The organism is Plantactinospora sp. WMMB334 (assembly GCF_049179095.1).
GTDB lineage: Bacteria > Actinomycetota > Actinomycetes > Mycobacteriales > Micromonosporaceae > Plantactinospora.
The window spans coordinates 1,465,373-1,487,875 of record NZ_JBMHME010000002.1 but is presented as its reverse complement, the minus strand read 5'-3'; the positions used below and the strand labels follow the sequence as shown (position 1 = coordinate 1,487,875).

General features: G+C 73.3%; 16 protein-coding genes. All 16 read left to right on the top strand.

The window, feature by feature from the left end; genetic code table 11:
- The first annotated feature begins 121 nt into the window (after positions 1-121).
- The 16 genes from ACN27G_RS06535 to ACN27G_RS06460 all read left to right on the top strand — a co-directional run bounded on the left by ACN27G_RS06535 (position 122) and on the right by ACN27G_RS06460 (position 22,344).
- Entirely contained in the window at positions 122-1,207 is a 1,086-nt protein-coding gene (locus ACN27G_RS06535; RefSeq protein WP_421491868.1) for a sugar transferase, read from the top strand.
- Positions 1,200-2,753, top strand: coding sequence for a lipopolysaccharide biosynthesis protein (locus ACN27G_RS06530; RefSeq protein WP_421491867.1), 1,554 nt, complete (start codon positions 1,200-1,202; stop codon positions 2,751-2,753). Before ACN27G_RS06535 ends, ACN27G_RS06530 begins: the two co-directional genes overlap by 8 nt.
- On the top strand, positions 2,750-3,613 hold the full coding sequence (locus ACN27G_RS06525; protein ID WP_421491866.1) for a methyltransferase domain-containing protein: 864 nt from the start codon (positions 2,750-2,752) through the stop codon (positions 3,611-3,613). The genes ACN27G_RS06530 and ACN27G_RS06525 overlap by 4 nt, the downstream gene beginning before the upstream one ends.
- The gene (locus ACN27G_RS06520) at positions 3,610-4,467 is read left to right on the top strand and encodes a class I SAM-dependent methyltransferase (protein ID WP_421491865.1); all 858 of its coding nucleotides are present in this window, start codon (positions 3,610-3,612) and stop codon (positions 4,465-4,467) included. The genes ACN27G_RS06525 and ACN27G_RS06520 overlap by 4 nt, the downstream gene beginning before the upstream one ends.
- Positions 4,464-5,780, top strand: a complete 1,317-nt coding sequence (locus tag ACN27G_RS06515) for a glycosyltransferase family 2 protein (RefSeq protein ID WP_421491864.1) — start codon at positions 4,464-4,466, stop codon at positions 5,778-5,780. Before ACN27G_RS06520 ends, ACN27G_RS06515 begins: the two co-directional genes overlap by 4 nt.
- A complete protein-coding gene (locus ACN27G_RS06510; protein ID WP_421491863.1) occupies positions 5,777-7,084 on the top strand; it encodes a glycosyltransferase in 1,308 nt (435 codons plus the stop codon). Before ACN27G_RS06515 ends, ACN27G_RS06510 begins: the two co-directional genes overlap by 4 nt.
- On the top strand, positions 7,081-8,355 hold the full coding sequence (locus ACN27G_RS06505; RefSeq protein ID WP_421491862.1) for an O-antigen ligase family protein: 1,275 nt from the start codon (positions 7,081-7,083) through the stop codon (positions 8,353-8,355). The genes ACN27G_RS06510 and ACN27G_RS06505 overlap by 4 nt, the downstream gene beginning before the upstream one ends.
- The gene (locus ACN27G_RS06500) at positions 8,352-9,431 is read left to right on the top strand and encodes a glycosyltransferase family 2 protein (RefSeq protein ID WP_421491861.1); all 1,080 of its coding nucleotides are present in this window, start codon (positions 8,352-8,354) and stop codon (positions 9,429-9,431) included. The genes ACN27G_RS06505 and ACN27G_RS06500 overlap by 4 nt, the downstream gene beginning before the upstream one ends.
- Positions 9,419-10,645 carry a glycosyltransferase gene (locus ACN27G_RS06495; RefSeq protein WP_421491860.1) on the top strand — a complete coding sequence of 409 codons (1,227 nt, stop codon included), beginning with the start codon at positions 9,419-9,421 and terminating at the stop codon, positions 10,643-10,645. The genes ACN27G_RS06500 and ACN27G_RS06495 overlap by 13 nt, the downstream gene beginning before the upstream one ends.
- The gene (locus ACN27G_RS06490; protein WP_421491859.1) at positions 10,642-12,345 is read left to right on the top strand and encodes a hypothetical protein; all 1,704 of its coding nucleotides are present in this window, start codon (positions 10,642-10,644) and stop codon (positions 12,343-12,345) included. Before ACN27G_RS06495 ends, ACN27G_RS06490 begins: the two co-directional genes overlap by 4 nt.
- A gap of 66 nt (positions 12,346-12,411) precedes the next feature.
- Positions 12,412-13,275: a TylF/MycF/NovP-related O-methyltransferase gene (locus ACN27G_RS06485; RefSeq protein ID WP_421491858.1), complete on the top strand. Its 864-nt coding sequence runs from the start codon at positions 12,412-12,414 to the stop codon at positions 13,273-13,275.
- A 395-nt stretch (positions 13,276-13,670) separates the two neighbouring features.
- Entirely contained in the window at positions 13,671-15,002 is a 1,332-nt protein-coding gene (locus ACN27G_RS06480) for a phenylacetate--CoA ligase family protein (protein WP_421491857.1), read from the top strand.
- On the top strand, positions 14,996-16,213 hold the full coding sequence (locus ACN27G_RS06475) for an aminotransferase class V-fold PLP-dependent enzyme (protein ID WP_421491856.1): 1,218 nt from the start codon (positions 14,996-14,998) through the stop codon (positions 16,211-16,213). The genes ACN27G_RS06480 and ACN27G_RS06475 overlap by 7 nt, the downstream gene beginning before the upstream one ends.
- Positions 16,210-18,033, top strand: coding sequence for a non-ribosomal peptide synthetase (locus ACN27G_RS06470; RefSeq protein ID WP_421491855.1), 1,824 nt, complete (start codon positions 16,210-16,212; stop codon positions 18,031-18,033). Before ACN27G_RS06475 ends, ACN27G_RS06470 begins: the two co-directional genes overlap by 4 nt.
- Positions 18,030-19,073, top strand: coding sequence for a class I SAM-dependent methyltransferase (locus ACN27G_RS06465; protein ID WP_421491854.1), 1,044 nt, complete (start codon positions 18,030-18,032; stop codon positions 19,071-19,073). The genes ACN27G_RS06470 and ACN27G_RS06465 overlap by 4 nt, the downstream gene beginning before the upstream one ends.
- A gap of 19 nt (positions 19,074-19,092) precedes the next feature.
- Positions 19,093-22,344 (top strand): amino acid adenylation domain-containing protein, encoded by a 3,252-nt coding sequence (locus ACN27G_RS06460; protein WP_421491853.1) that lies wholly within the window; start codon positions 19,093-19,095, stop codon positions 22,342-22,344.
- The last annotated feature ends 159 nt before the right edge of the window (positions 22,345-22,503 follow it).

Below are 22,503 nucleotides of genomic sequence, written 5' to 3'. Positions count from 1 at the left end.
TTGCCCTTTTTTACCAAGAGTCCCTCTTGCTCCCTTTGGGCGGTTTAAGGTATGTCGAACCGTGAATCCAATGTGTAGACCACTCGGATTCCGCCGACCCGCCCAGAGAGCCGCCAGCACGTTGAGCATCGAGCAGCCGCACGTCGCCCAGGTCGAGACGCCACACACCGGCGTCCCGGGCACCCGGGCACGGCCGCCGTACCGCAGAGGACCCCGGCGGGCCAACCCGGAGCACCAGGTCGATCCGACCCCGGCACGCCGACAGGGCCGGCACCGGCACCCCGCACCGGCAGGGCGAAGGGCGACACCGTCGCGCCGGGACGCCCGGGTGCTGGTGCTGGAACCTCCCCACGGCGACAGCACCACGGACCGGCTGGCCGACGAGTTCGAGATCGCCACCCGGTTGCCGCTGCCGCAACGGATGGACCAGCTCGACGAGGCACTGCGGCACTGGCGGCCGAAGCTGCTGCTCTGCAAACTCCGGCTGGACCAGCTCGACGAACCGCTGGTCGCGGTCTGCCTGGCCCACGACATCGAGATCTTCGTCCTCGCCCATCCCGTCTACGGACTGCTGCAACCCGCCCGGCTACGGCGTTTCGGCGGGCTGCCCTGGCTGCGGCTGCGGCCGGGTCGCTCCGGCGAGGAACGCCTCAAACGCGGGTTCGACGTGGCGGTGACGCTGCTCAGCACACCACTGGTGATCCCGCTGATGCTGCTCATCACGGCCGCGGTCGCCCTCAGCGGGCCGCCCTTCTACGTGCAGGCCCGGGTGGGCGCGGGTGGCCGGCGGTTCCGGATGGTCAAGTTCCGCACCATGCGCCCGGACGCCGAACGGGACACCGGGCCGGCCCTCGCCAGCACCGACGACGCCCGGGTCACCCGGGTCGGCCGGCTGCTGCGCCGGTTCCGCCTGGACGAGCTGCCGCAACTGTGGAATGTCCTCAGGGGCGAGATGAGTTTGGTCGGGCCGCGCCCGGAACGGCCGGAATTCGTGGCCAGCTTCCGCGAACTGCCACACTACGAACTCCGACACCGGATCCGTCCCGGCCTGACCGGCATCGCCCAGCTCACCGGCGGTTACGCCGCGACGGTGGAGGACAAGCTCCGCTGCGACCTGCTCTACCTGCACTGCCGGTCGCTGCGGCTCGACCTCCTCCTGGTCGTGCTGACGGTCGCCGAACTGTTCCGGGGTTTTCCCCGTGGCTAGCGGCGACGGCAGGCGGCTGACCCGCAACTCCACCGGTCTGGTCGCCGCCCGGCTCACCGTGGCCGCGGCGGGACTGACCAGCCTGCCGGTCCTGTACGACCGGCTCGGCGCCGCCGAGTTCGGCACCTGGGTGCTGCTCGGCGGCGTCGTGGCCGTGCTCGCCCTGGTCGACCTCGGGCTCGGTGCCGCCCTCGTCCGGCAGGTCGCCCGTACCCTGGCCGGGCAGCCGGACCGGGTCACCCGGGCCGCGCTCGGGATCGGGCTGCTCTGGGGGGTCCTGCTCTGGCTGCTGGCCTCCGCCGGCACCGTCGCGGCCTGGCCCGTGCTCGCCCGGCTGCTGCAACTCGGCCAGCTCGCCGCCGAGGCGCGCAACGCGCTGCTCACCCTGCTGCTCGGACTGCTCTGCGACGGCGCGGCACTGCCCTGGCGGGCCGTCCTCGAGGGTGCCCAGCGCTACACCACGCTGGCCTGGATGACCGCCGGCACGGGGGTGCTCGGCGCCGCACTCGCCGTCCTCGTCGTCCGGCTCGGCGGCGGGCTGCTGGCGCTGGCCGCGTCCACGGCGGCGGCCGGCGCGGTCCGGACCGTCCTGGTGGTGACCGCCGCCCGGCACTGGCACCGGCACCTCGGGCCGCGCCTGCGCGGCATGCGTCGCGACGAACTGCGCGAGCTGTTCGGGTACGGCCTGCGGATACAGGTGACCAACGCGTCCGGGGCGGCCAACCTGGAACTGGACCGGTTCGTCCTCGGCGGGGTGGCCGGGCCCGCCGTGGCCGGGTCGTTCGAGCTCGGCAACCGGCTGCTCGCGCTGCTCCGGTTGCCACCGGCGATCGTGCTGATGGCGATGTTCCCGATGGCGGTGTCCCGGGCGGCGGTGGAGGGGCAGGTCTGGCTGGACCGGTTCCACCTCGCCGCCACCCGGTACCTGACCGCGTTCGCCGCGGTGGGTACGGCGCTGCTGGTGGTCTCCGCCGACCCGCTCATCCGGCTCTGGCTCGGCGAGCCCGTCTGGTGGGCAACCGCGACCATCCTGGTACTCGCCCCGAGTTATGCGCTGAACCTGGCCGCCGGCGCCACCGCGATCGTGCTGCGGGTCGAGGGGCAGCCGGGCGGCGAGACCGGCTACGCCCTGCTGTCGGTCCTGCTCAACCTCGCGCTGACCTGGCCACTGTGGCGGCTCTTCGGTCCGGTGGGCGTACCGCTGGCCACCTCGTGCGGGATCGCGGCCGGCACGGCGTACTTCGTCCTGCGCTTCCACCGCAGTACCGGACGGCCGGTCACCCCGATGCTGACAGCCGTCCGGCCCGCCATGACCGCCGCCCTGGCGGCCGGGGTCGGCGGAGTCCTCGCCGCCCGGTTCCTGCCCGACGGGCCAGGCCGGCTCGACGCCGCGCTGGCCGTGGCGACCCGGTCCGCGGTGGTGCTGCTGATCGCGCTCGCCGTACTCGCCGGCACCGGATTCCTGCCCGCCCGGGACCGGGCCGAGCTGCGCCGGCTGGTACGCCGGAACCGTCCCCTCGCCGCGACCGGGGAGCGTCTCCGGTGACCGCGGCGACCGATCTGAGCCGCTGCCTGGTCTGTGGTGGGGCGGCCGACCGGCACACCCGGCTCGACGGCAACCTGCGGCACTGCCCGTCCTGCACCTTCACCTGGACCGCACACCACCTCCCACCCACCACCGAGCTCTACGACGAGAACTACTTCACCGGCGACGGCTACGAGGACTACTACCTCCCCCGCCCCCGCCGCTACGAATCAACCCGCCGCCTGCGCTGGCTCCTCCGCACCACCCGAAACCACCCACCCCGCACCCTCATCGAAGCCGGCAGCGCCGGCGGCTACTTCATCGAAGCCGCCCAACACGCCGGCATCACCGCCCACGGCATCGAAATCTCCGAACACGCCGCCCGACACGCCCGCGAACACCTCCACGTCCCCGTCCAACACGGCCACTTCGAAACCACCACCCCGACACACCCCGTCGACGCCGTCTGCGCCTTCCACGTCCTCGAACACGTCGACAACCCCCGACACTTCCTCCACGCCGCCCACCACATGCTCAACCCCCAGGGCTGGCTCGCCCTCGAAGTCCCCAACATCGCCTCCGCCGCCGCCACCCGACTCGGCACCGACTGGCCCGGCCTCCAGCTGCAATACCACCGCTGGCACTTCACCCCCGAATCACTCATCCGACTCGTCACCACCACCGGATACGACGTCATCACCTGCGACACCGCCGTCTTCCGCTACTACATGCCGGTCGGCTACCGGCTCCGGCACGCCCGCAGACTCGTGCCGCCCGACTGGTCGGGCACCAGGTCGCTGCGGCTGACCCAGCCCCGACTCGGCGACCTGCTCCGGCTCGTCGCCCGGGCGCGCGGCGGGACCCGAAGGGAGAGATCGTGACCACACAACTGGAGACGTACACCTGCCTGGTCTGTGGTGGGGCGGCCGACCGGCACACCCGGCTCGACGGCAACCTGCGGCACTGCCCGTCCTGCACCTTCACCTGGACCGCACACCACCTCCCACCCACCACCGAGCTCTACGACGAGAACTACTTCACCGGCGACGGCTACGAGGACTACTACCTCCCCCGCCCCCGCCGCTACGAATCAACCCGCCGCCTGCGCTGGCTCCTCCGCACCACCCGAAACCACCCACCCCGCACCCTCATCGAAGCCGGCAGCGCCGGCGGCTACTTCATCGAAGCCGCCCAACACGCCGGCATCACCGCCCACGGCATCGAAATCTCCGAACACGCCGCCCGACACGCCCGCGAACACCTCCACGTCCCCGTCCAACACGGCCACTTCGAAACCACCACCCCGACACACCCCGTCGACGCCGTCTGCGCCTTCCACGTCCTCGAACACGTCGACAACCCCCGACACTTCCTCCACGCCGCCCACCACATGCTCAACCCCCAGGGCTGGCTCGCCCTCGAAGTCCCCAACATCGCCTCCGCCGCCGCCACCCGACTCGGCACCAACTGGCCGCACCTCCAGTTCCGGTACCACCGCTGGCACTTCACCCCCGAATCACTCATCCGACTCGTCACCACCACCGGATACGACGTCATCACCTGCGACACCGTCTTCTCCCGCTTCTACTGGCAGCCCTGGGGCCGGCTCCGACACGCCCGCGACCTGCTGGTCGCCGACTGGGTCGCCGCCCGCTCGCCCCGGATCCGGCACCCCCGGCTCGGCGACGCGCTGCGGCTGGTGGCCCGGCGCGCCGGACAGGGGTGGTCGGCATGACCGTCCCCGTCGTCTCGGTACTGCTGATCAGTTGGAACACCCGCGAGGAGACCCGCCGCTGCCTCGACTCGCTGCACGTGGCGACCGGCGGCCTGCCGTACGAGGTGGTCGCGGTCGACAACGCCTCGGCCGACGGCTCCGCCGACCTGCTCGCCGCCGACCCCCGGGTTCGGCTGATCCGCAACCCGCGCAACGTCGGCTTCGCCGCCGCGATGAACCAGGCCTACCGGCAGGCGACCGGTGAACTGATCCTGCTGCTCAACAGCGACGTCCGGTTCCATCCCGGCGCGCTGGACACCATGGTGGAGTTCCTGCGGGTGCGCCCGGACGCGGCCGGAGTCAGCCCGCTGTATCTCAACCCGGACGGCAGTTTCCAGCAGCACTACGTGCAGCTGCCGACGTTCCCGGCCGCGCTCACCCTCTTCACCGCGCTGCGCCGGCTGCCCGGGTTCCGGTCCGCGCTGCACCGCTTCGAGCTGCGGGGCGCGGACTTCTCCCGGCCCCGGGAACTCGCCTCGGGCAGTTGCATGCTGGTCCGGCGCACGGTCCTCGAACCGGACCGGATCTTCGACGAGCGCTTCCCGATCTACTGGAACGACGCCGTGCTGACCCGTACGCTCCAGGCGGCCGGGCACCGGTTCTGGATGATCCCGCACGCCGCGGTCACGCACACCCGGGGCGCGTCCTGCCGCCTGCTGGGCACGGCGTCCCGGCTCCGGCACCTGATCGGCGGCCTGGTCTGCTACCTGCGGATGACCCAGCCCCGCTACCGGGTCGGCGTGTTCCGGCTGGCGCTGCTCGCGGACCATCTGGTGAAGCGGCTCTGCCGCCGGCAGACCAACCTCGGCTGGCGTGACCTGGTCGCGGCGCTGCGCGGCGACGTCGGGCCGCTGCCGGACGGCGACCGGCGGGACTGGGCCATCATCTCCGGGTACGGCCCGTGGGCGACCGCACAGGACCCACCGACGCTGCTCGGCGACCGGTTCGACGACCACCGGGTGCTGCTGCTCGAGCGGCCGGGCCGGAACCGTCGGCTCCACGTCCGGTTCGACGGCTCCGTGTGGCGGGCCAGCCCACCCGCCCTGGTGCCGTTCGCCCGCCGGTCCGCGCCGGTCCGGGCGGTCAACGACCGGTACGCGGCCGGTGCGCTGCGCCGCTGGTTGGACGAACGCCCCGGGGCCCGGGTGCTGCACCTCGACGAGACCAGCCGCCACCTGGTCAGGCGGCTCAACGAGGACGACGTGACGCCGATCGCCACCGCCCTGCCAGCGTCGGCGCTCGCCCGGGACTCCCGGGTCGGAGCTCGTCCGTGACCGACGCCGCGCTCGTCCCACCACCGACCCACCGGAGCGGAGCCGCCGCACCGGCGGTCCGGTCGCGGCCGGTCGGCCCGGGCTGGGTGCTGATGTTCAGTGGCAGCCCCTGGCGGGCCGCCGCGCACCGGCAGCACGCGCTGGCCCGGCAGCTCGCCGCCGACCGGCGGGTGGTCTTCGTCGACCCGCCCGGCAACTCGCCCCGCTGGCGCTGGTCGGTACGCCAGGTCGACAAGGCACTCTGGCACGCGGTGCCGCCCGCGATCCTCCCGTTCGGCCGCCACCTGCCGACGGTCAACCGGCTGAGCCGGCGGATCGGCGCGCTGCGGCTGTCCCGCTGGCTGGACGCCGCGACGGATCGCCTCGAACGGGACCGGATCGGCGAAGCCGACCGGCCCGGCGGCCGGGCCGACGAAGCCGACCGGCCCGGTGAACGGATCGACGAAGCCGACCGGCGAATCGGCCAAGCCGACCGGCCCGGTGAGCGGATCGTCTGGCTCGACGAGGACCTGGCCTGGCCGGTGTGCCGCCGGCTCGGCGCCGCCGCCGTGGTGTATGACGCCACCGACCTGGACTGGACGTTCACCCGGTGGTGGAACCGGGGCCACCTGCGGCGGGCACTGCGGTACGCGGTCGCCGAGGCCGATCTGGTTCTCGCCTCCTCCAGCGCGCTGCCGGCACGGCTACCCGGCGCCCGCCGGCCGCCGGTCGTGCTGCCGAACGGCTGCGACCCGGAGTGTTTCACCGCCGACGGGCCGGTCGCGGCGGCACTCGCCGGGCTGCCCCGGCCGGTCCTCGGCTACCTGGGCGCGGTCGACACCCGGGCGTTCGACGGCGAACTCGTCGCCGCGGTGGCCGCCGCCCGTCCGGAGTGGACGGTGCTGCTGATCGGCCCGTCGACCCCGGCCGGCCGGGCGCCACTGCGCGGGCTGTCCAACGTACGGCTCTGGCCGGCGGTGCCGTTCGCCGAGGCGCCCGCCCTGGTCCGTGGCTTCGACGTCGGCATCATCCCGTACCGGGTGGGGGGCCTGATCGATTACGTCCACCCGAAGAAGTGCTACGAGTATCTCGCCGCCGGTCGGCCGGTGGTGGCGACACCGCTGCCCGCGCTGCGGGAGCTCTCCGCCCCGGTCCGGCTCGCGGCGACACCCGCGCGGTTCGTGGCCGCTGTGGAGGCGGAGCTGCCTACCGCGTGGTGCCCGGGCGCGGTCGCCGAGCGCCGGGCCGCCGCGGTGCCGCAGAGTTGGGACGCCCGTGGCGCCCGGCTGCGCGACCTGCTCGCGGATGTGGCGGGCGCGCGGTGAGCCGGCTCTGGGTGCCGTCGGCGCTGACGGCGGGGGCGATCGGGGCCGCCACCGCGCTGCCGGTCGCGATCCTGCCCACCAGCCTCGGCGTCGCGGTCGGCGGCACCGTGCTCTGCGCCCTCGGGTTCGTCGTCTGGCCGTGGGCGGTACTGCCGGTCGGGATCATCGGAGGCTCGGTCGCCAGCGGTCTGCTCGGCGTCGCCGACGTCCAGACGTTCGTCATCATGCATACCCTGCCGTTGGTCGCCGGCTGCGCGGCGCTGGCCGTCCGGTACCTGCTCGGCTGGTGGCCGGAACAGAGCCCGCCCTGGCGCCGCACCGGGCTGGCGATGGCCGTGCTCAGTGCCGGCATCGGCGTCGCCGCCGTCTACGGCCTGGCGATGGGAAACCTGCCGCGGAACGTGCTGGTGGCGGCGTACCAGGTGGCGGTGATCCCGGCGTACTTCTTCCTGGCCCTGCACACCCTGCACACGCGGCGGTGGCTGCGCGCCGCCGCCCTGCTCTACCTCGTCTCCGCCGGGGTGCTGACCACGATCGAGCTGAGCAACCCGGGCCGGCACGGCGGCCTGCTCGCGGTGCTGGCCGTACCGCCGTTGATGGTGCTCGCCGGCCGGGCCCGCGGTTGGCGCCGCGCCGGCCTGGCGCTGCTGACCGCGGTCTTCCTCGCCGACGTGGTGCTCGCCTCCTACCGGGGGATCTGGCTGGTCACCGGGGTCGCCGTCCTCATCCTGCTGGTCCGGGGTGGCGCGGCGGTCCGGCGCGGGGTGCTGGTGACGGTCACCGGAGCGATCCTGCTCTTCGGCCTGATCAGCCTGCACCCGGGGGTTCGCGAACGGTCCACCGTGGTGACGATGGCACTCGAACGCGACGCCGGGCACCGGCTCCCGGAGTCCGCCGTCGGCCTGGCCGCCTTCGCGACGCAGCCGCTGGTCGGCGCGGGTCTCGGCCAGTCCGCCCAGCAGGTGTACGTCGAGGGTTACACCGTTACCGACGTCGGTCCGGTCTACCACGCGTTCTGGGTGATGATCCTGGCCAACTCCGGCCTGCTCGGGCTCTTCGCCGTGCTGTGGCCGGTGCTGCGGGCGCTGCCGGCCGGGTTGGCCCGGCGGAACCCTCTCGCCCTGGCATTCGCGGCGTTGACCTGCGGGTTCCTCGGCGCCGCGTTCTTCGCCGGTCCGACCGACGGGCACTGGGAACTCGGCCTCCTGCCGGCGTTGACACTGCTCGCCGCCCGGATCCGGGAAACACCGACGGCGGTGGTGGCACGATGACCGGCACGAGCCCGCGGCCCGCCGACGACCGGGCCGGACCGATGGCGGGGCGGCCCGGCGACCTGGCCGCGACCGCGGTGCTGGTGACCCACAACTCGGCCCGGCACGTCACGGACGCGGTGGCGCCGTTGCTGCGGGCGGGGCTCACCGTCCGGGTCGTCGACAACAACTCCACGGACCACACGGTCGCGCTGCTCGGCGAGCGTTTCCCCGAGGTCGCCGCCATCGCCAACCGACGCAACGTGGGATTCGCGGCCGCTGTCAACCAGGCACTGGCCGGCTGCGTCGACGACGTCGTACTCGTGGTCAACCCGGACTGCGTCCTGCCGACGGCGGCCGCCCGGGAACTTGTCGGATTCCTGCGCGCCCACCCCGCGGTCGGGATCGTGGGGCCGCGACTCGTCGACGGGGACGGCCGGCCGGCGATCAGCGCCCATCCGTTCGAGACGCTGACCAGCGTGGTGCTCTCCCGGTTCGGTGGCACCCTGGTCCCGGTGCCGGTGCGCCGGCTCTTCGGCGGCCCCCACCGTCGGGCCGCCTACGACGCCTGCCGGATCCCACCCGGAACGCTCATTCCCGGAACGGCCGGTGCCGGACCCGTCAGTGTCGACTGGCTCTCCGGTGCCTGCCTGGCGATCCGGCGTGACCTGCTCGACCGGACCGGCGGGCTGGACGAGGGCTACTTCATGTACTACGAGGACGAGGAGCTCTGTCTCCAGGCACACCGGCTCGGCGCCGACGTGGTGCTGCTGCCCGCCGTGACCGCCCGGCACACCGGCGGCGGCAGCAGCGCCGACCCCCGCTGGATCTGGCCGCACCTCTACCGCAGCATGCTGCGGTTCTTCGCCCGGCACCGGCGCTCGACATACCAGGCGGTCCGGCTGGTGGTGCTGTTGCGGGCCCTGCTCGGCGCCGGGCTGGCGGCGGTGCGGCTGGCCGCCTCACCACACTCCGGCATGGCCCGGCTGCGGGCGTGGTCCACGATCGTCCGGCTCACGGCGACCGCCACTCCGTCCCTGCTCACGGGCGCCGCCACACCTGCCTCGGCGGAAGGGAGTCACCGATGCACGTCCTGATCACCGCGGTCGGCCATCGCACCGAGCACTGGACCGACCTGTTCGGTCTGCTGGCCGAACGGCCGGACCTGACGCTCACGGTTGCCGTGGCCGACGTGTCCGCGCAGACCGACCAGACCCTACGGGCCCTGGCCCGGACACATCCGGGGCTGCACTACCGGCACCTGCCGCACCTGCTGGGCGAGACCCGCACCGGCCACATGGCGTCGGTGCTGTTCCGCCCCGACAGTCTGCGGCGGGCGGTGCCACACCGTCCCGACGTGCTGCACGTCATCGGCGAGGCCGCCTACCTCAGCACCTGGCAGGCACTCCGCCTGCGCCGCCGGTGCTGGCCGGCCGTGCCGACCACGCTCTACGCGGCACAGAACATCGTGATGCGCTTCCCGGCCCCCTTTCCCCGCCTCGAACGGCGGGCGTTCGGCGCCGTCACGCACGCCTTCCCGATCACCCCGGCGGCGCTCGGCGTGCTGCGCGCCAAGGGCTATCAGGGACCGGCCACCCTCGTGCCGCTCGGCGTGGACCTGGCCCGGTTCTCCCCGGCGCCGACTCCGCCCGGGAATCGACCGTTCACGGTCGGCTTCGTCGGCCGCCTCGAACCCCACAAGGGCGTCGGGGATCTGGTGCGCGCGGTCGAGCTGGCCGACGCCGATCTCCTGGTCGTCGGCCGGGGCAGCCTGTCGGCCGAGGTGGCCCGGGCGGCGGCGGCCAGACCGGGCCGGGTACGCCTGCACGACTGGGCGGACCACGAGCAGTTGCCGGACCTGCTCCGGCGGATGGACGTCCTGGTCCTGCCCTCGGTCGAGGTCGTCCAGCGCAACGTGCTGCCGTGGGTCGGCATACCGCTGCGGGAGCAGTTCGGCCGGGTCCTCGTCGAGGCGATGGCCTGTGGAGTGCCGGTCGTCGGCAGCGAGGTCGGCGAGATTCCCTACATCATCGGGCCGGCCGGGCTGACCTTTCCCGCCGGCAACGTGCCGGCCCTGGCACAGCGGCTGGCCCGACTACGACACGACACCAGCCTGCACGGCCGGCTCCGGGAACGCGGCCTGCAACGTGCGGCGGAGTTCGGCTGGCACCGGGCCGCCGACACCATGTGCGAGGTCTGGCGGCGGTTGCTGCGCCAGAGCGACGGAAGGGACGGGACACCGGACCGGCCACGCCCGCCGGCGATGGCGAACACCTCCGGACCCGAGGCCGAAAGGACGGTAGGACAATGACGATCCGAAAACGCGTACGCGGACTGCTGCGCAGCGGGCGGCAACACACCGTGATCCCGGTGCTGACCCTGCTCGCCGGTGTGGCGGGCGCACAGGTGGTGACCCTGGTGGTGCCCCGTTCCTACGAGGCGACCGCGTCGGTGATGGTGGTGCCGCAGAAGTCCGAGAGGGGCGGCGCCGCTGGTCTCGCGATCGCGCAGAACCTCGCCCCCACGGTCGCCCGGCTGGCAGAGTCCCGGCAGGTCGCCGCCGACGCGGCGGCCACGCTCGGGCTGCACGAGGAGCTGGTGGCGGGCCGGATACGCGGCGCCTCCGAGCCCGGCCTCCAGATCGTGACCATCCGGGCCACGGCACCTACCGGGCCCCGGGCCGCGGCGATCGCCAACGCGATCATCGAGGCGCTCGGCCAGGAGGTCGGTGAACTGCGCATCGGCGGCGAGTCCCCGATCGCCGCCGAGCCGTTCGACCGGGCCGCGCCGCCGCGCATGCCGGTGACGCCGAAGCCGCTGCTCAATCTGGCACTCGGCGGCCTCGCCGGGCTGCTTGCGGGGCTCGCCCTGACCTCCGTGCGCAACCGCTTCGACACCCGACTGCGCCGACCGGACCAGATCGAGGAGTCTCTCCGGCTGCCGGTCCTCTGCGCCCTGCCACGGCTGCCGCGCCGCCCGACGACGCAGGCCCTTCCCGTGCACGAACGGCCCGAGGTGGCCGCCGCCGTCGGCTCGACGGTCGCGACGCTGAGCGTGTTGACGGCCGCGTCGCCGCGCTGCCGGATTCTCGTCACCGGGATCCGCGATTCCACCTCGGTCGACCTGGTCGCCGGGTTGTTGGCCGTCGGTTTCGCCCGGCACGGCCGATCGACGACGCTGGTGGAGGGCCGGACGACCCAGCCGACCCTGGCCCGGCTGTTCCCCGGCTCGGAGCGCTGCACGCTGCAGCAGGTTATCGCCGGTGACCGCGTCCCGGCGCCGGTGTCGGGCGTCGCCTCGCTCGCCGTCGTGCCGGCAGATCCGATCGGCCGGTCGTTCGGCGCGCAGCCACCGGACAGCGAGCGGATCGGCGCCCTGCTGGACGAACTGGCGGAACGGTCCGGCGCGGTCGTGACCACCGCCGCACCGCTGCTGACCGGCACCGACCTGCCCGTACTCGCCCGGCACGCGGACGCCGTCCTGCTGGTGGTGCACGCCAACCGTACGCGTAAGGGTGAGGCGAGCCGGGCCACGCTGCTGTTGCAGCGGCTCGACGTACCGCTGCTGGGAGTGCTGGTGGTCGGCGCGACCGGCGACCTCGACACGCCGGTCCCCGCCGCGTGGCCCGTCGTCCAGCCGGTCCACGGAGTACGGCAGTACGGGGTACGGCACCACGACGTGCCGGCCGGCGCCGTGCTGGCGTCCTCGGTCACCGACACCAGGTCCGTCCCGACGGGCGGCCGACTCGAACCGGCCGCCGGAACCGGACCGGCCGCCGAGCGGCTCGAACCGGCCACCGGAACCGGACCGGCCACCGAGCCGGATCCGACGCCCGGACCCGTCGTCGATCCGCAGCCGGCGCGCTCCCGGCCTTCGACACAGCCGAAGCCGCAGAGCCCGACCCGGGCCCGGGGGCAGGCGACGGCGCCGAATCCCGCCCGGTCCCGGACACGACCGGACGCATCGAATCCGGGCCGGCTCGGGGCAGCCCTGAACCGCGACCGCACCTGACCCGGCAGAGACCAACGGCGTGCGGACGCCCATCGTCCGCACGTCCCTACCCGAACGGAGAAGCCCGTGAGTGAGACCTTCGTCGCGTCGAAGCTGTCCGGATCCGACATCGCCGATCCCCGACGCATGTACACCGAGTTGTTGAAGAAGACCCTGACCAGGTACACGTTCGGCGAGGCGTGGCAGCCGTACGAACCGCGGCCCAGGAGCCTGCGTGGCACACTGGTCCGCCAGGGCAGACGGGTGCTGCACCGACGTGGCCTGGAACTCGTCTCGAAGTTCAGCTTCGACGCCGACGCCCGGGCCAACGGGCGGGACTGGCCACCGGACGCCGAGACGATGGTCGGGCTGCGCCGCCTGGACAACGTCGAACACTGCGTCCTGGACGTGCTGCGGCGGGGCGTTCCCGGTGACCTGATCGAGACGGGGGTCTGGCGCGGCGGGACGGTGATCTTCATGCGGGCGCTGCTCGCCGCGTACGCCGAGCACGACCGCACCGTGTGGGTGGCGGACTCCTTCCGCGGCCTGCCGAAGCCGGAGGCGCACCGCGTGGAGGACGTCGAGGATGCCCTGTGGACGGTGCCCTTCCTGGCGGTGTCCCTGCCCCAGGTCAAGGAGAACTTCCGCCGTTACGGTCTGCTCGACGAGCAGGTCAGGTTCCTGCCCGGCTGGTTCGAGGACACCCTGCCGGACGCACCGGTGGAACGGATCGCGGTGATGCGGCTCGACGGCGACCTCTACGACTCCACAAGCGTCGCGTTGCGCTCGCTCTACCCGAAGCTCTCCGTGGGCGGTTACGTCATCATCGACGACTACCACGCCGTACGGGGCTGTCAGCAGGCGGTCGACGACTTCCGCGCCGAGTTCGGCATCACCGACGAACTGGTGCCGGTCGACTGGACCTGCCGCTACTGGCAGCGCACCCGCTGACGGCGGAGATCGGGCGCGCCCGGGTCGGTTCGGCGCGGCGCCCGTAGCGTCACCTCCCGCCCCCGCGGGTGACCGCCATCGCCGGGCGGTGGCCGGATGCCGGCCACCGCCACGGTCACACCGGCGAACAGCGGCGGGCGAACCTCCATCATGGCCAACCTGATCCGGCCGATCCACCTGCGGCGCGTCGTCGACACCCGAACGCGCCGGGCGGAGTGGCGCGGCACCCTACCGGCTCGGACGTGTCCCGCGAGCCGATGACGTGGCATGGCGTTCGGGCGCTCGTCCGGGCGCGCGAACCGGCACTGGCGACGCGCCGCAGCCGCAGCCACTGTGTGGGGGGAAAGATCGGCTTGCCACCCGCAACGGGCCTCGGACCGTTGGGAGGAGGTTCAATGGGTACCGCGACAACGCGCGACATGCCGCGGACAGCTCCCCGCGAAACGCGATCTCGGGACACGGTCGGTGCCGCGTGGCGTGAGGCACGATTCGCCTTCCGGAACGCACCGGCCTATCGGAAGCTTCTCCTCTCGGCCGGCATCGATCCAGGCGGGCAGACCGGCGAGGCGGCATTTCGCGAACTGCCGCTGACGGACAAGGAGTTCTACCGGTCGAACTATCCGGCCGGGGTCGTCGCCGGCTCTCAGGTGGCGGCGCACGACAGGCACGTGCTCAAGAGCCACAGCTCCGGGACCGGCGGCGATCGACTGACCACCGTCGCCTACACCTATGACCTCGCCCGGCGAATGTCGGCCACGACCTCGGTCTATCCCGCCCTGAAGACGACCCTGCTGGGTCTGGGCTCCCAGCGGATCGCCCGCTATGCGGCACCGAACTGCTCCGATGTCGAGTGCGCCGTACCCAACTCGACGATGGAGAGCCGCATGCTGCGGGACGGCACCCTCGTGCTGCCCGTCGGTCACGACCTGCTCGCCACCTCCGAGGCCCAGGTGACGCAGGCGATGGAGGAGATCGGCGGGTACCGGCCCGACTGGTTCTACACCGACGCCACCCACTTCGCCTTCCTGATCCGCCAGTACCTGGCCAGGGGGGAGAGTCTCCCCCGACCTGCGGCGGTCATCCTCACCTACACCCTGGCGACCCGGGTCGCCCGCCGCCAGATCCGCGAGGCGCTCGGCGACGGCGTGCCGATCGCCGAGGTGGTGTCGATGTCCGAACTCGGCTGGGTGGCGATGGAGTGCCAGCTGGGACGCCTGCACCTGAACAACTCCGCGTTCCACGTGGAGCTGCTCGACCGCGTCGCGCTGACGCCGGTGTCCCAGGGACAGATCGGCGAACTCGTCGTCACCTCACTCGGCGACCGCCTGCTGCCGCACATCCGATACCGCACGGGCGATCTGTATCGGCTGATGGCGCCGTGCGCCTGCGGCCATCCCGCGCCGGCCGTCCGGCACGAGGGCAGGGCGCTGCACTTCCTGCGGAGCCCCGACTCGCGCACGGTCTCACCGAAGGAGCTCGACGACATCGTCGGCGCCGACCCGCAGGTGATCGCCTACCGGATGCAACAGGTGTCGGACCGGCGGTTCAGGTTCAAGTTCATCCCCGCGCCCACGGCCCCGACCAGCGCGGGTGACGCGCTCGGCGCTCGGCTGCGCTCCGCGCTCGGTCCGCAGAGCCTCGTCGACGTGCAGCGGGTCGACTACATCCCGTCCGAGCGCAGCGGCAAGTTCCTCTCCTGCGTCAGCGACGTGGCCGGCACATGCTGACCCGTACCGGCAGCGGGCCGGCACTCGCCCCGCCGGCCTCCTTCGACGTCCTGGCCCGGACCGTCGCCGGCCGGCGGCTGAGCTATCTCGACAGCGCGGCGACCACCCTGCGCCCGAGGCCGGTGGTCGAGGCGATGTGCCGGTACTACGCGACGAGCAGCGCGAACATCCACCGGGGCAAACACCTCCTCTCCGAGCAGGCCTCCGACGACTACGAGCGGGTCCGCATCCAGACCGCGGAGTTCGTCGGAGCCCGGTCCGAGGAGATCGTCTTCGTGCGCAACACGACCGAGGCGTTGCACATGGTCGCGGCCGGCCTCGACCTGAGCCCGGACGACCTCGTGCTCGGGAGCCTGGACGCGCACCACTCGAACCTGCTGCCCTGGCGGACGCGTGCGAGGCTGCGGCTGATTCCCGTACACCCGGACGGCGGCCTGGACCTGGCCGAGTTCGAGCGCGCGCTGGCCGCGGGTCCGCGGGTGGTCGCACTCACCGCCTGCTCCAACGTCACCGGGGTGTACTCACCGCTGGACGGACCGATCCGGCTCGCGAAGCAGGCCGGCGCGACCGTCGTGGTCGACGCCGCCCAGTCCCTGCCGCACCGCCGGGAGATCTTCCGCTCGGCGGGTGCCGACTTCGTCGCGTTCTCCGGGCACAAGATGTGCGGCCCGACCGGCGTCGGCATCCTCTGCGGGCGGATGGAGGCGCTGGAGCGGCTGCGCCCGGTGGTGCTGGGCGGCGGCACCGTCGACTGGGTCGACACGGAGAGCCACCGGATCCGGAAGGTGCCACACCGCTTCGAGTACGGCACGCCGGACATCGCCGCCGTCATCGGTTTCGGCGCCGCCCTGTCCTATCTGGACGAGCTGGGTGAGCGGGAAATCCGCGAGCACGACACGATGCTGGCGAACGTGCTGCTGGCCGAGTGCGCGCGGCGCGACACGATCCGGGTGATCGGCCCGGCGCCGGAGGGTGACCACGCCGGAGTGGTCTCGATGGCGCTGCCCGGCTTTCCCCGGCTCGACGAGGTCGCCCGCGCGCTGAGCGACTCGTTCGGCGTCATGTGCCGCAGCGGCCACCTCTGCGCCCAGCCACTCGTCGACAAGCTCGCCGGAGGCCAGGTCCTGCGGATGTCGACCTACGTCTACAACTCCGCCGCGGACGTGACGGAAGCGTTCGACTGTCTGGACAAGGTGCTGGAGGCATTGTGAAGGTTCCCGAACTCGCACCGGACCGCTCGGCGGCGACCGGCGCGGACCTCACCGGCCCGTTCTTCCAGGCGGCGGCGCGCAGCCCGCAGGCACCCGCCGTGTACGACGGCACCGTCTACTCCTACGGCGAGCTCGCCGGCTGGGTCCGGGCCGCCGGTGGCCTGTTCGACACGGCGGGGGACGGCGTCGTCGCGGCCGTGGAGATCGGGCGGAGCGTCCACTGCCTGGTGGCCTTCGTCGCCGCGCTGCACGCCGGCGCCGTACCGGTGCTGGTGGATCCTCACCTTCCCGGCCCGCGGCGCCGGCAGATTCTCGACGACTGCCGCCCCGGACTGACGGTCGACGCGGACGACGTCGAGCGGGCCCTGCGGCGTGCCGCGCCCGAGGAGCCGGCCGGCGCACGGCTGCCGCAACCCGCACCGCACCCGCAGTCGTTGGCCTACGTCTGCTACACGTCCGGCTCGACCGGCCGCCCGCGAGGGGTGGCGGTCCCCCGATCGGCGCTGGCGGCGCGGCTGGACTGGGGCCAGTCCTGCTATCCGCTCGGCGCGCAGGACAGGGTCGCCTGGCTGACCTCGCCCGGCTTCGACTTCGCCATCTGGGAGATGCTCGCCCCGCTGCGCCACGGGGCCAGCGTGGTGGTCGGCCACGATCAGGCGCTGCGGGACATGGCCGGCACCGCGGCGCAGATCGTCGGCGCGGGTGTGACGGCGGCGCACTTCGTGCCGTCGGTGCTGCGGGCCTATCTGCGGACCGTCGACATCGACACGCTCGGCGGACTGCGGTATCTGTTTCTCGGCGGCGAGACCTGTGACGCGGCGCTGCTGCGGCGGCTCCGACCGCTGCGCGGCACCCGGGTGTTCAACCAGTACGGTCCCACCGAGACCTGCATCGACTCGACCTGGTTCGAGTGCACCGGTCTCGACCTCCCGGACGGCGACGCCGTACCGATCGGCCGCCCGGTCGACGGCACCCGCACCATGGTGCTCGACGACCTGGGTGTGCCCGGGGCTCCCCAGGGCGAGCTGGGGGTCGCCGGCGCCGGGCTCGCCTGGGGCTACCTGAACGATCCGCGGGCCACGGGCGAGCGGTTCGTCCCGGACCCGACCGCACCGCACGGCGACCGGGTCTACCGGACCGGAGACCTGGTGCGGGTGAACGCCGACGGCCTGCTGGAGTTCCTCGGCCGCCGCGACGAACAGGTCAAGATCAACGGTGTACGGATCGAGCTGGCCGAGGTCCGGGCCAGGCTGGGCGAGCTCTGTCCCGGCGCCGAGGTGGCCGTCGACACCTGGAGCGGACCCGGCGAGGAGGTCCGGCTCGTCGCGTTCGTGGCCGGTGCCGACGGCGCGACCGAGGGCGGGCAGCTCGTCCGGGAGCTGCACGCCAGTCTGCCCGCCGCGATGGTGCCGATGGTGGTCACCGTGCCCGAGCTGACCCGCCTGCCCTCGGGCAAGGTCGACACGTCGACGATGACCGCCGCATATCTGGCCGCGGAGCCGGACATGGCCGCCGGACATCCGGGCGCGGGGAACGATGCCGGACCGGCCGGAGGGCGGGCGACGGCGACGGAGTCGCGGCTGGCCGGCATCTGGGCGCAGGTGCTCGGGGTCCCGACCGTGACCACCGGCGACAACTTCTTCGAGCTCGGCGGCCACTCGCTGATGGCGATCGAGGTGGCGGCGCTCATCGAGGAGGCGTTCGACGTGGAGCTGCCCCTGCGCGAGGTCTTCGACTGCGACACGCTCGGCCACCTCGCCAAGTTGGTCGACACGTTGTGCCTGCACGGCCCGGCGGACCAGAAAGGCGGAGAGAAATGACCACTGCGGACCGGTCACCCGGCCGTCACCCCGGGGTGGGGCGGGTCCGTCCCGGCTCCGGCCCACCGGCCCGACTCTTCAACTCGGCGGTGGCGTCCTACGCCGTCGTCACCGCGTGGGAGGTCGGGCTGCTCGACGAGATGCGGGCGTCGGGGCGGCTGGACATCCCGCGGTTCGCCCGCGAGCACGACCTGCACGAGCCGTCGGTCCGTGCCGTCCTCCAGGCCCTGGAGTGGGCGGAGGTCGTCCGGGTGACCGACGACGCCGACGAGGCGAAGCCCGGGGACGCGTTCGCGGAGGTCTACGCCACCAAGGGCTTCTTCGGATGGCTCCTCGGCGGTTGCGGCGAGCTGCTGCGCACCGGTGGCACCGTCGCCCGGGGCGGCAGCCAGGGCCGGGCGCGGATCCGCCGGGACGCCGGCAGGATCGGCACCGGCACCGCCGACTTCGGCCGCCAGTTCATCGATCCGGTGCTGCACCGGATGCTCGAGGAGATCGACTACACCTGCGTCGTGGACCTGGGGTGCGGCAACGGCGACCGCCTGGTGAGCGCCGTGCTCGCCCGGCCCGGATCCCGCGGGGTCGGCGTCGACATCGCGCCGGACGCCATCGAGGCGGCGCGGAGGCGGGTCGCCGAGGCCGGCCTGCTCGACCGGGTGGCACTCGTCGAGGCCGACGCGCGCCGGCTGGAGCCACGACCGGAGTTCGCGGACGTGGATCTCGCGACCTGTTTCCTGATGGGGCACGACTTCTGGCCCCGGGAAGACTGCGTCGCCGTCCTGGCCGGGCTCCGCACCGTCTTCCCGAGGCTGCGCGACGTCGCGCTCGGCGACACGTACCGCTCCGGAGAGGCGCCCGGCCCGGAGCTGCCCATCCTGACGCTGGGCTTCGAGTACGTGCACGCCCTGATGGGCAGGTACGTCCCGTCGCTCGACGAGTGGCGGGACGTCTTCCCCGACTCGGGGTGGCGGTGCCACGCGGAGCACGACGTGACACTGCCGCCGAACACCAAGATCTTCCACCTCGTACCGGCGTGCTGAGACGGGCCAGGTGACCGAGGTGACCCAGCAGGAGTTCGCCGTCGTCCGTGGCGGGCCGCCGGCACCGGAGGATCTGCCGGCGATCCACGTCCTGATCGGCGCCCAGGCCCGCGACCGGCCCCGGACGCCGGCGCTGCGGGACAGCGAGGGCATCCTCGACTACGGAGATCTGGACCGCCGCTCCGACGCCCTGGCGGCCCGCCTCGCCCTGCCGCCGGAGGCCCGGGTCGGCATCTGGATGCGCCGCGGTCGAGCCGCCGTGGTGGCGTCGCTGGCCGTGCTGAAGGCCGGTGGTACGTACGTGCCGCTGGACCCGACGTACCCGCCGGAGCGGATCCGCTTCATGGTCGCCGACGCCGGGTGCGTGCTGGTGCTGACCGACGGCACCATCCCGGCGCCCGTGCCGGCCCAGGTCCCGGTCGTCGACCTCACCCGCCCGGCGCCGCCGGCAACGGCTGTCGCCGCGCGGCGGGCACACCCGGACCAGGCCGCGGTGGTCCTCTACACCTCGGGCTCCACCGGGCAGCCCAAGGGAGCGGTGCTCACCCACGCCAACGTGGTCGCGCTCGCGGGCGGGCATCCGGCGCTGCGGCACTCGCCGGGCGACCTGGTGGCCCATGTGCTCAGTTCCGCGTTCGACGCGGTGCTCCTCGACGTGTGGGGTGCGCTCATCCAGGGCGCCTCGGTCTATCTGTGCAGCGACGGGGTACTGCGGTCGGTGGGTCACCTTATCGAGGAGATCGAGCGGATACCGGTCACCACCCTGCCGTTGACCAGCTCGTTGCTGCACCAGCTCGCCGCGGTCGCGCCGGACTGGATCGAGCGGTTCGACCAGGTGTGGTTCGGCGGGGAAGCCGCCGACGCGTCCGTCGTCAGCCGCCTGCTCGCCGCCGGCACCCGGCTGGTCCATCACTACGGCCCCACCGAATGCACCTCGATCTCCACCGTCTACGTCGTGGAGTCCCCGCCCACCGGTGCCGCGCCGATCCCGATCGGCCGCGGGCTGGCAACGGTCGACCTGCACGTGCTCGACGCCGAGCTGCGCCCCGTCCGGCCCGGCGAGACCGGCGAGCTGTTCGTCGGCGGGCCGCAGGTCGGCCGTGGCTATCTGGGCCGGGCGAGGCTGACGGCCGAGCGTTTCGTACCCGACCCGTACACCGGCGTGCCGGGCCGGCGCCTGTTCCGCACCGGAGACCTGGTGCGCCAGCTGGCCGGCGGAGAACTGCGGTTCGTCGGCCGGGTCGACGACCAGGTGAAGATCCGTGGATACCGGGTGGAGCCGGCCGAGGTGAGCGCGACGCTGCGTACCGTGCCGGGCGTCCGTGACGCGGTCACCATCGCCGTCCCGGACGGCTCCGGCGGCCGGCGACTGGTCGCCTATGTAGCCGGCCCACCGGAGATCGAGGCGCCGCTGCGCGAGGCCGCCGCCCTGGCCCTGCCCGAGTATCTACGACCGGCGCAGTACGTGCTCCTCGACGCGCTACCGCTGCTGCCCAACAAGAAGGTCGACCGGGCCGCGCTTCCCCCTCCGCCGCTCCCCGGACAGGGGGCCGGGCCGGTCGGTGCCGTCGATCCGGACGACGCGGCGCCGGTCGGTGCCCACGAGCCGGAGGATCCGGCGGCGGCCGGTGCCGTCGATCCGGACGGCCCGGCGGCGGCCGGCGGCGCCCGGCCGGACGGTCCGGCACCCGACGGCGGCGTCCAGGCCAGGCTCGCCCGCCTGTGGTGCGAGCTGCTCGGGGTGCCGGCCGTGCGGGCCGGCGACGACTTCTTCGGACTCGGCGGCTACTCCCTGCTGGCCGCGCGGATGATGAACCGGGTCCAGCAGGACTTCGGCGTCCGGGTGCCGCTGCGCGTGCTGTTCGAGGCGCGGACCCTCGGCGAACTGGCGTCGGTCGTGGCCAACGCGGTCGGCGCGGAAGCCCCACGGCCACCGGTCCCCGCCGCCCGGCGGCCGTCGCCGGAGCAGCGGGAGCTGTGGTTCGTCGACCGGCTCGACCCGGGCGGCAGCGACTACAACAGCCCGATCGCGTTCCGCGTCGGCGGGCGGCTGGATCTTGATGCCCTCCGCCGGAGCGTCGACGAGATCGTCGCGCGGCACGAGGTGCTGCGCTGGACCTTCCGCTCCACCGGCCGTGACGTCGAGGTCGTGGCCACCCCACCGGCGCCGGTACCGCTGCCGGTGGACGACCTGCGGCCGGGCCGGCCGGGTGCCACCGACGGCGACCCGGCGGCGTCGATCGCGCGCTGGCTCGACGAGCACCGGCGGACACCCTTCGACCTCGCCAGCGGCCCGCTGCTGCGCGTCCGGGCGCTCCGGCTCGCCGACGAGGACGTCGTGGTGCTGGTCACCGTCCATCACATCGTCTTCGACGGGTGGTCGTTCGCCGTCTTCGTCGACGAGCTCGGCCGGCTCTACGACGCGTACGCCGGCGGCCGGCCGTCGCCGCTGCCGGCGCTGCCCGGCCAGTACGGCGACCTGGTGGCGGCCGACCACGCCCGGATGGACTCCGGTGCCCTCGACGACCAGCTGGCCTACTGGCGCGCTGCCCTGGACGGCGCCCCGTCCGTCGTCGAGCTGCCCGACGGCGTGCCGGGGGCGCCCGGCCCCGCCGTGTCGGCCGTCGGTCGCACGTCGGTCGAGGTCGCCGCCGCCGTGCGGGACCAGGCCGCGCGGCGGCACGGAACGCCGTTCATGGTGCTGCTGGGCGCGCTCGGGCTCGTCCTGCGCGCGCTGTCGGGCGCGGACGACATGGTGGTCGCCTGCCCGAACCTCAGGCGTCCCGGACCGCACGCCGACAACCTGGTCGGGATGTTCGTCCAGATGCTTCCGATCCGGCTCGCGCTCGGCGGGCGGCAGCGCCTCGCCGAGGTGTTCGGCACGGTCCAGGAGAGTGCCGTCGGCGCGCTGCGAAACCAGGACGTGCCGTTCGAGCGGATCATCCAGCGGTTGCGACCGGCCCGCTCGGGCCGGACCAGGGCACCGTACTCGCAGGTGGTGTTCAACATGGTCAGCCTCCGGATGCCGGTGCCGCGGCTGGGCGGGCTGCCGGTGGAGCTGCTGCGCGTCGACACGCCCGAGGCGCGGGTGCCGCTCGCGGTCATCGTCTCCGAACCGGAGGACCGGTACGAGTTCACCGTCCTCGCCGACCCGCGCCGGGTCGCTCCGGAGGTCGCCGAGCTGGTCGCCGGGCGCCTTCCGGTGGCCGCGGCACTGGTCGCGTCCCAGGAACAGCTCACCGTCGACCAGGCCGTACGGCGGCTGCGGTGAGCGGCGCTCACGGAGGCCACGGGTGAGCAGCGCTCACGGAGGTCACGGGTGAGCGGCGCTCACGGAGGTCACGGGTGAGCGGCCACGCGCCGGCGGCCGGGCGGCCGAAGAGGATCCGCGGCGCGGCGCGTGGCCGGGACGCCGCACCGAGATCAGGGC